This window comes from Microcoleus sp. F4-D5 (genome assembly GCF_036704885.1).
GTDB lineage: Bacteria > Cyanobacteriota > Cyanobacteriia > Cyanobacteriales > Microcoleaceae > Microcoleus.
On sequence record NZ_JAUBSX010000038.1, the window covers coordinates 17,405 to 30,753 of the forward strand.

The window sequence follows — 13,349 nt, forward strand, 5'->3', positions numbered from 1 at the left end:
GACTTTTTTTCACTTGACTACGGGTTTAGGATGAGTTTGGCTTAAGGGAATCTCAATAATCAACTCGGTTCCCTCTCCGGGGGCAGAAATGCAAGTCAATTTGCCGCCGTGTTGTTCTACCACAATTTCGCGGCTAATCGCCAAACCTATCCCCACACCTTTGCCCATCGGTTTTGTGGTAAAAAACGGCTCAAAAATTTTCTGGCGCACTTTTTCTTCCATGCCCCAACCGTTGTCCTCGATCCGAATTGCTACGGCTTTTTTTCCCGGACAAACTTCAGTCACTATCCGAATTTGTCCGCACTTAACTGGCTCTTCTCCGCCGTGCGGCGATAAATTTTTGTTGACAAAAGCCTCTTCTAGAGCATCAATTGCATTTGTCAGTACATTCATAAATACTTGGTTGATCTGAACTGCGTAACACTCAACCAAAGGCAGAGAGCCATATTTTTTGATGAGATGAATTGCTGGGCGATCGGGCTTCGGTTTGAGTCGGTTGCTCAAAATCAACAAAGCGCTGTCCAATCCATCGTGAATGTCAACTGGTTTAATCTCTGATTCGTCAATTCTAGAGAAGTTTCGCAGCGACTGAACTATCTCGCGGATGCGGTTAGCTCCTACTTTCATTGAGCCCAGCAACTTCGGCAAGTCTTCAACTATGAACTCTAATTCTACTGCTTCTATTTGTGCTTGAATTTCTGGCGAAGGCGACGGATAGTTCTGGTCGTAAAGCTGCAATAAATCGATCATTTTTTGACTGTATTCGTTGGCATAGCTAAGATTGCCGTAGATGAAGTTAATCGGGTTAGTGACTTCATAAGCTACCGCCGCCACTAACTGTCCCAAACTCGACATTCTTTCGCTTTGCACCAATTGAGTTTGCGCCCGCTTAAGCTCGGACATCGCTGTTTCTAAATTAGCAGTTTTTTCCCGTTCTCTGGCGACTGATGCTTGCAGTGCTGTATTTAATTTTTTGAGTTTATCGACTTGACACAGCACTATATTAATCATTGCTTTTTTCAGTTCCAATGCAGCGTCTATTTCGCATTGTTTCCAAGGCAAAGATTTGCACCTCACATTTTCTTTCCACAGCTCGAAGGATTTCCGAGGAGACAGTCGCTGGCTGCCATTTTCATCGGTTTCAACTGGTTTATTGGGGTTGCCCGCCCAATTTACGGTCTTAATTACTTCCGGGCGAAACCACAAAACATATATTTTCTGAGTCGGCGATATTTCTATCGCCAAACACCCGCTGGCTGTGTCTTTAAATTCCTCAGCTTCTGGATATAATTTGGTCAGCGAGTCGGTATAAAAAATTTCTTTAGTTAAATGCTTTTTCACCCACTGAGTTAAGTATTTGAGCGATTCTCCCTGAGGTGTTTGTCCTACTTGATAGCATTTTTCTCCAAATACTATTGCTGCTCCCTTGGCGTTGACTGCTTCCAGCAAATTGTGCTGACAGTTAACGAACACTTGGGACAAGTTTTCGGAGGTAGATATATCTTCAAAAATCTTGGTTTGAATAGATTTTAAGTGTAGTTTGTAGTCGTAGTCTTCGCTGCCTTCTTTTGATTGCAGTTCTAAGGACATTACTTGCCCGATAAATTCGCAGGCGGCTCGCACTTCATAGTTGAGGTATTTTGGTGTATAGTTGTGGCAAGCAATCAATCCCCACAGTTTTTTGTCTTTGATTAACGAGATTGACATCGAAGCTGCAACGCCCATATTTTGCAGGTATTCTATGTGAATGGGAGAAACGCTTCTCAACACGCTGAAACTGAGGTCGGTGGGCTGGGTGGTGACAGCATTGTTTCCTGAAACAAGGCGGACTGGTTGATAATTAATATCTGGGATTAACCTCAGCCAATTTAACGAATACAGTTGTCTGGCTTGTTTGGGAATATCTGAGCTGGGGTAGTTTAATCCTAAGAAAGGACTCAGCTTTTCTGCTTTGTCTTCAGCGATCACGGCGCCGTTGCCTTCGCGATCGAATTGATAGACCATAACTCTATCAAACCCCGATATTTGCCTGACTTCTTCTACAGCCAGTTGACATAAATCGTTAAGATTTTTGGCATTTTGAATTTTGCTGACAGTGGCTCTGACTGAATGATAAAAGCTAAAAACAGAAAGATTTTCTTGGCTGGTGGCTAGTTCTAACTCGACAATCAAAACTTCTTCTACTCGGTGAAGGATGCAGTCAAATTCTAAAGATTTACCTGCTGTCTCGAAAAATAGTTTAATTGGATTGACTGTTTTTAATTTTTCATTCCGCAAACAGGCATTGAGTTTTTCTAGCTGAACTGGATCGAATAATAAGCTCAAATCTTGACCGATCGCACTTTCGGCCTCGATTCCTAACAAATCTTGCGTATTTTCGCTGGCTTGCAGTATTTCTAGTTGAGGTTCTCGTACAACAAGTAGCACCCCGTGCGGCTGAATGTGCCCCGATAGATGAATGGGTTCTCTGTCGCAGTTTGTCAAGTCAACTTCTGCGAGGGGCAGGATTGTGCTTTGTCTATCCATTTTGGGTGTTTTCCTTTGTCAAATTTCGAGAGGGTTCTATTGATTTAGATTTGAGATAAAATTAGTTTTTCAATAATCTTAATATTACGCGATCGGACAACTGCTCGCTAGCTTGACTGCTGCTGACAATCAATCATCAGAGTATCAGCAAGCTGTTGTGTTGCTGTTATATCGGCGCTGGTCTTCTAAATATTTTACGGATTTGGCTCTTCTATACGAACGGCGATCGATCCCCGATGTTAATTATCGCAGCAATTGTTACCATTCTTCAAGTAGATTTAATATTTTTTCAAAATTTTAAGAGTTGTGGTAAAATTTTGCCAGCAGGAAAAGGGGAAGATAAATGCGTCTCCAGAGCGGCCTAATGACGAAATTATTAAGTTAAGGTAAGGGTGACAAGATCTGAAAGTCAAGTCACGTTAAGCTCTTTAAGTATATCCAACAGGCCCGAAAATTAGACTGATGATCGACTTCAATACAGTTACTGAGTTTTCTCATACCTACTGCATAGCTATCTGTGCATTCTTAGTTCCGGCAAACTTGCTGACTACTTTGCAGACAGCGATTTTGACGGGACTAAACCGACCTCGAATGCAAGTTTGGGCCTCTGTGGTTGTGGCCAGCCTTTGGGCTACAGCAATGATATTTCACGTTTTTACCTGGTTCGCGATCGGGGTAGTCATGCCTCCGACATACATCTTGCTAGTTATGGCAATCACTTGTCTGGCTATCAATATCTGGGCAGTGGGGCATCCGGCGAGCATGATGCAATTAATTGGAGTTGCGGTATCAGCTTTTAGGGGAGGTTTTACCAAGAAGAAAGATTTAGCGATCTAGGAGTTTAATTATCTAGGAGTTTAGTTATCGAAGATAGCAAAAAGAATTTTGCAGGGGGTAAGGTCAAAGGTTTAAGAGAGAATAGTGGTTTCAGAAGTAAGTTTTTCTGGTGGCAAATCTTGCTTCCGAAGGCTGAGTTTTCAGCAGTTATTCCGGTTCGCGATCGCGACAGTCTTCTTCTTTTTCTGGGCCGCGGGGATGGATCGTGCAGTTGAGCCGATAGCCGCCGTCGCTTCTGCCGTAATAGTAGCGGCATCCGGCGCAAATTGCGGGACGTTCGATCGCACTTTGGTAAACCGGATAATCTCCACTCGCCAGTAGCGAAAAATCGCGGTGCGTCTGAACAGTCCCGATCGCAGCGCCTGAAAGTTCGACAGCTTGGCGGATGTTTTCAATCCTGCTATAAGGCGGCAGGTAAATGTCAATACAAAGGCGTATGCCCTCGCCTTCCTGTTCGTGGCGGGTAATAGTGCCTCCCAGCAAACCGACGCGCGAAGCAATGGCGGAGGAAAATTCCTCCAATGAGGTGCAGTAACCGGAGAAAACGTGAATGTGTTCATCGGTGTTAGCCCTGACACTCAGGCGAGTGGGAATGAGCACTCTCAGGTAAGCGTCGAGTTCGTCAAAAATCGGTTCGGCGAGGGAGATCATTTGGCTTGCGTCTTCGTTGTTGAGCCCAAAACCCTTAGAAACCTTGGACACGAGGGCTGCTAAAATATCAAAAACTTGGGTTAATAGCGATTGCAGCCTGCTATCAATGGCGATCGGGCATTCTCTGAGCAGCTTTAAATAATCCTCCAACCGATGGGCAATTCGCTGAATGCTGCTAAATCCGAGCATAGCTGCTCCCCCTTTAATCGAGTGCGAGGCTCGAATGAGCTGGTGCATCCTGTGGGAAGCCGGCACCGTGTTTTCCAGGCCCTGCAAGCCTTGTTCGATGATTTGGATGTGTTCTGTGGCTTCTTCGAGAAAGTACCCGATGATGCGCTGTAGTTGTTCTGGCAGCATAATTTTATTCTCCGAAAGGCACCCGAGTATAATTAGTCATTAGTCAGACATTTGATAGCTTGGAAGCGATATTGAACTGACGAGTTATTTTTGTTTTTAAGCCCTAATCTGTTTTATTCTGACTCACGGCAACTGTAGTGGCAATGCTGAAAAAAGTTAAATATTAAGTGTTGAGTGTGATTTTTTTGGCTCCTACGGTAGCGGTTGCTACCCCCAACAGCAGCACCGCAGCACCTGCGAGTACCGCCGAGGCCGGCATTTCCCCAAACAGCAAATAACCCAAACAACTCGCCGCCACCGGTTCAAACAAGATGGCAAGAGTTACCAGAGTTGGGGAAATCTGCACTACAGCCCAGTTCAAAATGGTGTGACCGACTAACTGAGGCAAGGCGGCCGTTAGCAAAATATAAAAATATACAATGTGGGGGTAATTGGTATAAGTAGTGCCGAAGGCGAAGGGGAGAGGCAGCAGGACGATCGCAGCAACAGTATAGGCGATCGCGACATAGCCACCAATTCCCAGTCCCCGCCGCTGAGCTTCCCTGCCCAGCAGCAAATACAAGCTGACAGCCCAGGAACCAGCCAGGGCAAGGAAATCCCCCAGCAGTTGGTTGCTGCCGGCATTGGCTGCGCCCGCGCTTCCAAGGGCGATCGCCATTCCCCCAGCAAGGGCTATAGTAATGCCAGCGATCGACATTTTGCTGAGTTTTTCGCCGAACCAGAAGCGCGACAACAGCGCTACCCAGACAGGATTAGTGGTGACGAGGGCAGTTGAGGCGGCGATCGAAGTATAAGAAAGTGAGGTAATCCAAAGGGCAAAGTGCAGGGCGAGACACAAACCCGCAGCAGCAGCATAGCGCCGAGATCCCGGTTGCAAGGTGTTCCACTGAATTTTCCGCCAAGCCGGAAGCAGAATTAAAGCAGATAAAGTCAGGCGAGAAGCGGCGAGTACCAGACTGAAACCGAAGCCACCCGCCCCTGCTGAAAAGTTAGCCAGCCGAATTAAGATTGAGGAAGTTGAGACGGCTAAAACGCCGATAATTAACACTAGGGCGATCGACCAATTAGGTGCTTGTTTCGGAAGATTCATTTTGGGGAGAATTGGTAATTGGTAACTGCCTAAAGTAAGATATAAATAGCAATTTTTGCACAAATCTGAACTCTTTCTCTTCTCTTCTCCTCTCTTCCTTCGTGTTCTTCGCGCCTTCGCGGTTCGTAAAAAAAAAGCCCATTCCCGAAGCACAAATAATTCCTATCCTCAATAATTATTAATCTAGATCGCCCCTAAAATTACCTGACCGAAAGCATCCAGGATACAAGCCCCCTGATTCCGAAAGCAGACTCAGGACTCAGAAATAAAAAACCTGTATCCGATAAAGTATCCCCCGAATTTATCCGTAGGGTCAATGCTTCAATTCTTTAATCTAAAATCTAAAATCTAAAATCGCGCAATCGATTGACCTCTGTTATAGTTTCAAGCTCGCAAAAAACAAATTACCCACTTAAAATTTATAACTATCTACGGCTCCTACAGTTTTGATTACAGGCGCTTCTCAAGGAAGCGGCAAAGCAACAGCAATTTTATTTGCCAGTAAAGGTTACGATGTAATTATGGTAGCTCGCCAGCCAGAGAGATTGGCAGCAGCAGCGGCTCAAGTGCAGCGAGAAGGCACTTCTGCTGTTGCTATTCCGGGGGATGTTGGCGACATTCAACAAGTGCGCGCGATCGTCCAAAAAGCCCTAGATGCCTGCGGCAACATCGATGTTTTAGTTAACAATGCCGGCATTTGTCTCGCGGGGGCGATCGAACACACTACCTCCGAAGACTGGCAGAAATTAATGAATACCAATTTTTGGGGCTGCGTTAACACAATTCAAGAAATTTTGCCACATTTTCTGGAACGAAAAACAGGGACAATAGTCAATGTGGGTTCCATTGGCGGCAAAATGCCTTTGCCTCAAATGACTGCTTATTGCGCCAGCAAATATGCAGTAACGGGTTTAACAGAAACTTTGCGATTGGAATTAGCGCCTCACGGAATTCACGTTTGCGCCGTGCATCCGGGCCTGATTAACAGCGATTTTTTAGAAAGAGCTCAATTTCGCGATCGAGACGAACCCGCAGTCGAATTGCGCCGCCAACAAATGACCAAAATGGTGAAATCTGAGTGGGCAACTAAACCTGAAGATATTGCTCGATCTATCTGGGATGCTGTGAAAAATCAGCATGGAGAAGTTACCGTCGGCCCTGCTTTTTTGGCGTCGGAAGCTTATCGGTTGTTCCCCGGTTTGATGCAGTGGGCAATGGCAAAGGGCAACTGAAGAACAGGCATCTTGCCTGTTCTTGAGAGATAATTAATCAATTAGCTGCTTCAAAGCAAAGAACTAGCAGTAATAAAACGGCCGTTTAAATCGGCTGGGGTCACGTTCAACACAGTACCCAACAAAGCATTAGTAAAACCGAATCTAATATTAGTAGCTTCTACGCGGCCGTTGCCATCGGGATCGAGACTTTGCCGCGAGATCCCCCCCTTGGCTAACAAACTCGTTCCCCCCGCTATAGTTCCAGGATCGATCAGCAGCAGTCTCGGATCGTTCAAGCTATAACTTACCTCTTCCAAGGAGATATTGCTGCTGGTAAATGCCACGCTAATTCCAATCGAATCGCTAGACTTATCAAAATCCACAATTACCGCGTCAGGAACTTCTATTCCAGCTACTCTGCTTCCCGCTTGATCGACTCTCAAAACAAAGACATCGCTCCCCCCATCACCTTTGTAAATATCCACCTCTCTGTCGCCAATTAAAGTATCGTTGCCTTCACCGCCAACTAACAAATCAACACCTTGTCCACCGCGCAGCAAATCATTTCCCGCACCCCCATCAAGGAAATCGCTATTTCTATCTCCTGTCAACAAATCCTCGCCAGTTTCTCCTAACACATCGTCATCATCTTTGCCACCGTAAATAGAATCACTGCCGACACCGCCTAAGAGGCTGTCTTTACCATCGTTGCCGAAAATCCGTTCTGCATCTGACGATCCCCTGACAGTATCATTGCCGCCCAGCATCCAAACTCCCCCAGGAAAACTAGCAAGTTGTCCTGGTGCAAGTGTAATATTTTCAGAAGAATTGTCTCCTACCAAACGAGAGATGTCTGAATTATCTGGGGTGAGTACCATAGTTGTATACTTGTAAAGTTTGTGCAATACGATCGTGGATATTTTGCAATATTCTACAGTTTAGTACGGTGTGCCAGAACACAGTTACTTTATCACTCGCGATCGAGCAATCGCTGGCGCACCCTACTAGACAGCTCTATGGATTCATCTTGGCACAAGCCTGATGGAAATACCCTAGATTACAATAAAAGTTAAAATTTGAGCCGATGCCAATTATCTTAGTTGAAGACTTGAGCAAAGTTTATCCGGTAGCGGTTAAAGAACCGGGACTTAAAGGAACAGTGCGGCACTTTTTTAAGCGCACTTACCGCAATGTCAAAGCAGTTGAGGGCGTTTCTTTCAGTATTGAACCTGGGGAAGTGGTGGGGTTTCTAGGTGCTAACGGTGCGGGCAAAACTACTACGCTGAAAATGCTGACTGGTTTGATTTATCCGTCTGTTGGTACTGTGAGAGTGTGCGATCGTACTCCTTTCCGTCGCCAAGCAGATTTTCTGCAAAGAATCACGTTAGTGATGGGACAGAAACAGCAGTTAATTTGGGATTTACCAGTGCTTGACTCTCTGCGAATCAATGCCGCTGTCTACGGCATTCCCGATACAGATTATCGGCGGCGAGTCGGAGAATTGACAGAGATGCTGTCGCTAGAAGGCAAGTTAAATCAGGCGGTGCGCAAGCTGTCTTTGGGCGAACGCATGAAAGCTGAATTGATGGCCGCACTAATGCACCAGCCGGAGGTATTATTTTTAGATGAACCGACTTTAGGTTTGGATATAAACGCACAGTTTAGCGTCAGGCAATTTCTGCGAGAATATAACGAGCGCTACCAAGCAACGGTGCTGTTGACGAGCCACTACATGGCTGATATTACTGCTTTGTGCAAGCGCGTTTTGTTAATCCATGAAGGTCAATTAGTTTATGATGGGAGTTTGGACGGATTGCTCGACAGGTTTGCACCTTATCGGGAAGTTCAGGTAAAATTAGCTAAGCCGCTGGCAAAAGATAGTGCTTTTGCTTACGGGGAGGTAGAATCTATTGAGGGACAATCAGTGCGTTTTTTAGTGAAAAGGGAAGAGCTGACGGTGAGCGTGGCTAAGATTTTGGCGGAGTTAGAAGTGATAGATTTGACTGTTACCGATCCGCCAATTGAAGAGGTGATCGGTAGAGTTTTTCGCACGGGAAAAGTGTAATGTTTTTTGCTGGGTTCATTCTCCATAACAGGCAAGATACCTGTTCCAATAGAGTTTCAATGTTTTTGTGGAACGGGCTTCTAGCCCGTTGCTAACCCCAAAAAACAGGCATCTTGTCTGTTCCACTAGAGTTATAAAGTAGAACAGACAAGATGCCTGTTACACGAGAGATTCAATGTTTTGTGGAACGGGCTTCTAGCCCGTTGCTAACCCCAAAAAATTAACTCTAAAATTGATATGAACAGAATTGTTAGAATTGCTAAAACTTTGCTAGTTGCCTACTACGCTTATATGCTCGAATACCGGGCGGAATTGTTTTTATGGGCGCTGTCGGGAGCTTTGCCGTTTATCTTGATGGGCGTGTGGATGCAAGCAGCCGAGACTGGTCAATTCGGGCTGAATTCGCTCGACTTTGCCCGTTATTTTTTAGCGGCTTTCATTGTCAGGCAAACAAATGTAGTTTGGGTGATTTGGGAGTTTGAAAAGGAAGTAGTGCAAGGCAGGCTATCTAATAGATTGTTGCAGCCTCTCGATCCAGTATGGCATCACTTTGTATCTCACGTTTCCGAAAGGTTTGCGCGGCTGCCGTTTGTATTCGGATTAGTGCTGCTATTTTTTGCACTTTACCCGCAGTCTTTTTGGCTGCCGAGTTTGGGCAGGTTTTTGTTATTTGTGTTGGTTGTCGTCTTGGCTTTTTGCTTTCGGTTCTTGATACAGTATACTTTTGCACTGTTTGCTTTTTGGCTGGAAAGGGCAAGTGCGATCGAAGAATTCTGGTTTTTAATTTACCTATTTTTATCGGGACTTGTAGCGCCGCTAGAAGTGTTGCCCGCACCCGTGCGCGAAGTAGTTTTGTGGACGCCGTTTCCTTACTTGATTCATTTTCCCGCTTCAATCTTGATCGGATTGCCCGTAGATGTAGGCCGCAGTTTGTTGGTAATGTTGGGTTGGAGTGCGGTGTTTTTTGTGTGGAATCGCTGGCTTTGGCGGCAGGGCTTGAAGCAGTATTCGGGGATGGGAGCTTAAATAATAATTAAAAATTAGAAAACTGTAAGGTGCGTCACAGTAAGATGTTAATCGTTTTATCAAAAAGACTTCGGTGACGCACCTACTTAACATGAGTTAAAAGAAACAATGCAACTTTAGGCAAGCTGCAAACTCTTATGCGATCGGTAATTCCAAATCTAAAATCTAAAATTTAAAATGTTATAACTCGATCGCAGACATCATGCAAAAATGCAATCGAGAGTATTCGACAATTGCATAAACATCCATTTTTTGTATCTATAAGTACAAAATTTTAATATAAAGTCTTATATTAATAAACCCAACGACTGATAAACGGGATAAAAGAGATTCTAATGACAGCCAAAAAAAACCTCATTGTAATCGGCAATGGCATGGTAGGTCACAAGTTCCTAGAGTTAATGGTCAGCTCGGATGCTGCCAAAAACTGGAATTTAATTACTTTTTGTGAAGAACCGCGCGTTGCTTACGATCGCGTAAACCTCAGCGGATTTTTCTCTGGCAAAACAGCGGGAGATTTATCTCTAGTTGCACCGGGATTTTATCAAGAAAACGACATAAAGATTCACATCGGCGACAAAGCAGTAGCCATCAATCGCGAACAAAAAATAGTTTCTTCAGCCAACGGTTTAGAAGTTCCCTACGACAAAATTGTTCTGGCCACTGGTTCCTATCCATTTGTACCGCCAATTAAAGGTAAAAACGCTACAGGAACTTTTGTTTACCGGACAATTGACGACCTGGAGGCGATGTCAGATTACGCTAAAAATTGCCAAACAGGTGTAGTAATTGGCGGCGGTTTGTTAGGTCTAGAATGTGCTAACGCTCTCCAAAATATGGGCTTAAAAACTCACGTTGTTGAGTTTGCATCGCGGCTGATGCCCGTGCAAGTTGACGAGATTGGCGGTGCGATTCTCCGCAGCAAAATAGAAGAGTTGGGGGTTTCGGTTCACACCAGCAAATCTACAATAGAAATTGTTAGCGAAGATGGCAAAGTTACTAAAATGCTGTTTGCTGACGGTTCGGAATTGGCAACAAATATGATTGTCTTTTCTGCTGGCATTCGCCCCCGCGATGAAATTGCGAGAAGTTGCGGTATACAAGTAGGAGAACGCGGCGGCATTGTGATTAATGATAGCTGCCAAACTTCCGATCCTGACATTTATGCGATCGGAGAATGTGCCCTTTATCAAAATCGCATCTACGGCTTAGTTGCACCTGGGTATAAAATGGCAAGCGTAGCGGCAGATATTTTGAGCCGTGCAGCGGATGACGGGCAAGATGCCCGTCCCACAAGCACTTTTACAGGTGCGGATATGTCCACTAAACTCAAATTATTGGGGGTGGATGTCGCTAGTTTTGGAGATGCTTTTGCTAAGTCCGCAGATGCTAAAGAAATTGTTGTTGCTGACACCTTCCAAGGCATTTACAAAAAATTAGTTTTAAATCAAGACGGCAGCCGCATTTTAGGCGGAATTCTCGTAGGAGATGCCTCAGCTTACGGCACTTTGCTGCAATTCATGCAAAATGAAATTGCTCTGCCGCCACATCCTGAAGATTTGTTAATGCCACCGCGATCGGGCGGATCGTCTACTGGCTTGGGTGTGGACAGTTTGCCGGATTCTGCTCAAATTTGTTCTTGCAATAATGTCAGTAAAGGGCAGATTTGTGAAGCGATTCGCGATCGCAATTTAACCGATGTTGCCAGCGTCAAGAAATGCACTCAAGCTGGGACGGGCTGCGGCGGGTGCGTGCCTTTGGTGACTGATATCTTCAAGTCGGAGATGAAAAAAGCTGGGTTCGCCGTCAAAAATCATCTCTGCGAACATTTTGAATATTCCCGTCAAGAATTGTACCATTTACTACGCTCTCAAGAGATTAAAACCTTTGAGGAATTGATTGAAAGACACGGCAAAGGTAAGGGTTGCGAAATTTGCAAGCCTGCTGTTGGTTCGATGCTGGCTTCTACTTGGAATGACCATATTTTAGAGAAGCCTCACGTCAGTTTGCAAGATACGAACGATTACTTTTTGGCAAACATTCAGCGCGACGGTACTTATTCGGTAGTGCCCCGAATACCGGGGGGAGAAATCACGCCGGATAAGTTGATTGTTTTGGGGGAAGTTGCCAAGGATTTTGGACTTTATACTAAGATTACTGGCGGACAACGGATTGATTTGTTTGGGGCTAGGGTGGATCAATTGCCCCATATTTGGCGTCGGTTGATTGATGCGGGATTTGAGTCCGGACACGCTTACGGTAAGGCTCTGCGTACTGTAAAATCTTGTGTTGGTAGCACTTGGTGTCGCTTTGGGGTGCAGGATTCTACGAGTTTGGCGATCGAAGTTGAATTGCGGTATCGCGGTTTGCGATCGCCCCACAAGCTCAAATCTGCTGTCTCTGGTTGCACTCGCGAATGCGCGGAAGCTCAAAGCAAGGATTTTGGGATAATTGCTACTGAGAATGGTTGGAATTTGTACGTGTGCGGCAACGGCGGGATTAAGCCACAGCACGCGGTTTTGCTGGCGACTGATATCGATAAGGAAACGCTGATTAAGTATATCGATCGATTCTTGGTTTTCTACATCCGCACGGCAGACAGATTGGAACGGACTGCTACTTGGTTGAACAAGCTTGAGGGCGGGATTGAATACTTAAAGCAGGTAATTGTTGAAGATTCTCTCGGCATTTGTGCAGAATTAGAAGCGCAGATGGAACATTTGGTAAATACTTATCAATGCGAGTGGAAAACGACGATTGAAGACCCGCAAAAGGTGCAGCGGTTTAAGCATTTTGTGAATTCTGATTTGCCCGATCCGAGTATTGTTCGCGTCGAGGAACGGGGACAAACGCGGCCTCCTTACGAATACGAAAAGGCTCTGGCTGGAGTTTCGGAATAACCCCTCCCCAGCCCTCCCCTTGAATCAGGGGAGGGAGCAAGATAACCCCTCCCCAGCCCTCCCCTTGAATCAGGAGAGGGAGCAAGAATCTCGTTCCCGGGCTCTGCCTGGGAATGAATTCCGGGAGGCTATGCCTCCTTCTGCGAGGCGAGGCATAGCCTCGAAACCTACGTTCCCAGCCGGAGATTGGGAACGAGATTGAAGTAAACTAACAGGAAAAGAAGATGGTTCAATCATTACAACTTTCCGATACAGTAACAACTTGGGTAGATGTGTGTTCTCTCGATGCGATCGCCCCTTATACTGGAGTTTGCGCTTTAGTTAAAGGCGAACAAGTGGCGATTTTCCGAGTGGGAAACGGGGATCGAGTTTATGCGCTTAGCAATTACGACCCGTTTAGCAAAGCTTTTGTTTTGTCGCGGGGAATTGTGGGGGATCGCAACGGCACTCTCAAAGTTGCTTCTCCCATTTACAAGCAAAACTTTAGTCTGACTACCGGGCAATGTCTGGACGATGAAACGGTAAAGATTCCTACTTTTGCGGTTCGGGTTGCAGCCGATCGCGTCCAAGTAGCTGTTAGCTAGATTCAGCAGCTTAATTGTTCGATCGCCATCCGCCACCACCTAACATTTCTATGGGTGGTGGCGGATTTTGCATTGAGACGCGACCCCGTAGTTGTGGTA

10 protein-coding genes are annotated in these 13,349 nt (G+C 45.6%); 6 read left to right on the top strand and 4 right to left on the bottom strand.

All coding sequences use genetic code 11. The annotated features are described in order from the left end of the window. Positions 1 to 9: 9 nt before the first annotated feature. Positions 10 to 2,526 carry an ATP-binding protein gene (locus QUA80_RS18445; protein ID WP_333426565.1) on the bottom strand — a complete coding sequence of 839 codons (2,517 nt, stop codon included), beginning with the start codon at positions 2,524 to 2,526 and terminating at the stop codon, positions 10 to 12. A 462-nt stretch (positions 2,527 to 2,988) separates the two neighbouring features. Here QUA80_RS18445 and QUA80_RS18450 point away from each other — a divergent pair, with 462 nt between their 5' ends. Beyond that, positions 2,989 to 3,363, top strand: a complete 375-nt coding sequence (locus QUA80_RS18450; RefSeq protein WP_333426566.1) for a hypothetical protein — start codon at positions 2,989 to 2,991, stop codon at positions 3,361 to 3,363. A gap of 147 nt (positions 3,364 to 3,510) precedes the next feature. Here the strand turns inward: QUA80_RS18450 and QUA80_RS18455 are convergent, their stop codons facing one another. Both QUA80_RS18455 and QUA80_RS18460 read right to left on the bottom strand, forming a co-directional pair. After that, positions 3,511 to 4,371, bottom strand: coding sequence for an Hpt domain-containing protein (locus tag QUA80_RS18455; protein WP_333426567.1), 861 nt, complete (start codon positions 4,369 to 4,371; stop codon positions 3,511 to 3,513). A gap of 163 nt (positions 4,372 to 4,534) precedes the next feature. Further along, positions 4,535 to 5,461, bottom strand: a complete 927-nt coding sequence (locus QUA80_RS18460) for a DMT family transporter (protein ID WP_333426568.1) — start codon at positions 5,459 to 5,461, stop codon at positions 4,535 to 4,537. Between the two features lie 446 nt (positions 5,462 to 5,907). Here QUA80_RS18460 and QUA80_RS18465 point away from each other — a divergent pair, with 446 nt between their 5' ends. Continuing rightward, the gene (locus QUA80_RS18465; protein ID WP_333426569.1) at positions 5,908 to 6,693 is read left to right on the top strand and encodes an SDR family oxidoreductase; all 786 of its coding nucleotides are present in this window, start codon (positions 5,908 to 5,910) and stop codon (positions 6,691 to 6,693) included. Between the two features lie 50 nt (positions 6,694 to 6,743). Here QUA80_RS18465 and QUA80_RS18470 read toward each other — a convergent pair whose 3' ends face one another. Next, a complete protein-coding gene (locus QUA80_RS18470) occupies positions 6,744 to 7,553 on the bottom strand; it encodes a calcium-binding protein (protein ID WP_333426570.1) in 810 nt (269 codons plus the stop codon). Positions 7,554 to 7,759: 206 nt separating this feature from the next. On the opposite strand from QUA80_RS18470, the gene QUA80_RS18475 reads away from it, so the two are divergent. The 4 genes from QUA80_RS18475 to nirD all read left to right on the top strand — a co-directional run bounded on the left by QUA80_RS18475 (position 7,760) and on the right by nirD (position 13,250). Continuing rightward, complete coding sequence (locus QUA80_RS18475) at positions 7,760 to 8,740, top strand: ATP-binding cassette domain-containing protein (RefSeq protein WP_333426571.1); 981 nt, start codon at positions 7,760 to 7,762, stop codon at positions 8,738 to 8,740. 237 nt (positions 8,741 to 8,977) lie between these two features. Next, positions 8,978 to 9,766, top strand: a complete 789-nt coding sequence (locus QUA80_RS18480) for an ABC-2 family transporter protein (RefSeq protein ID WP_333426572.1) — start codon at positions 8,978 to 8,980, stop codon at positions 9,764 to 9,766. Between the two features lie 335 nt (positions 9,767 to 10,101). Next, the gene (gene nirB / locus QUA80_RS18485; RefSeq protein WP_333426573.1) at positions 10,102 to 12,666 is read left to right on the top strand and encodes a nitrite reductase large subunit NirB; all 2,565 of its coding nucleotides are present in this window, start codon (positions 10,102 to 10,104) and stop codon (positions 12,664 to 12,666) included. 224 nt (positions 12,667 to 12,890) lie between these two features. Beyond that, positions 12,891 to 13,250 carry a nitrite reductase small subunit NirD gene (nirD, locus tag QUA80_RS18490; protein WP_333426574.1) on the top strand — a complete coding sequence of 120 codons (360 nt, stop codon included), beginning with the start codon at positions 12,891 to 12,893 and terminating at the stop codon, positions 13,248 to 13,250. Positions 13,251 to 13,349: the final 99 nt, after the last annotated feature.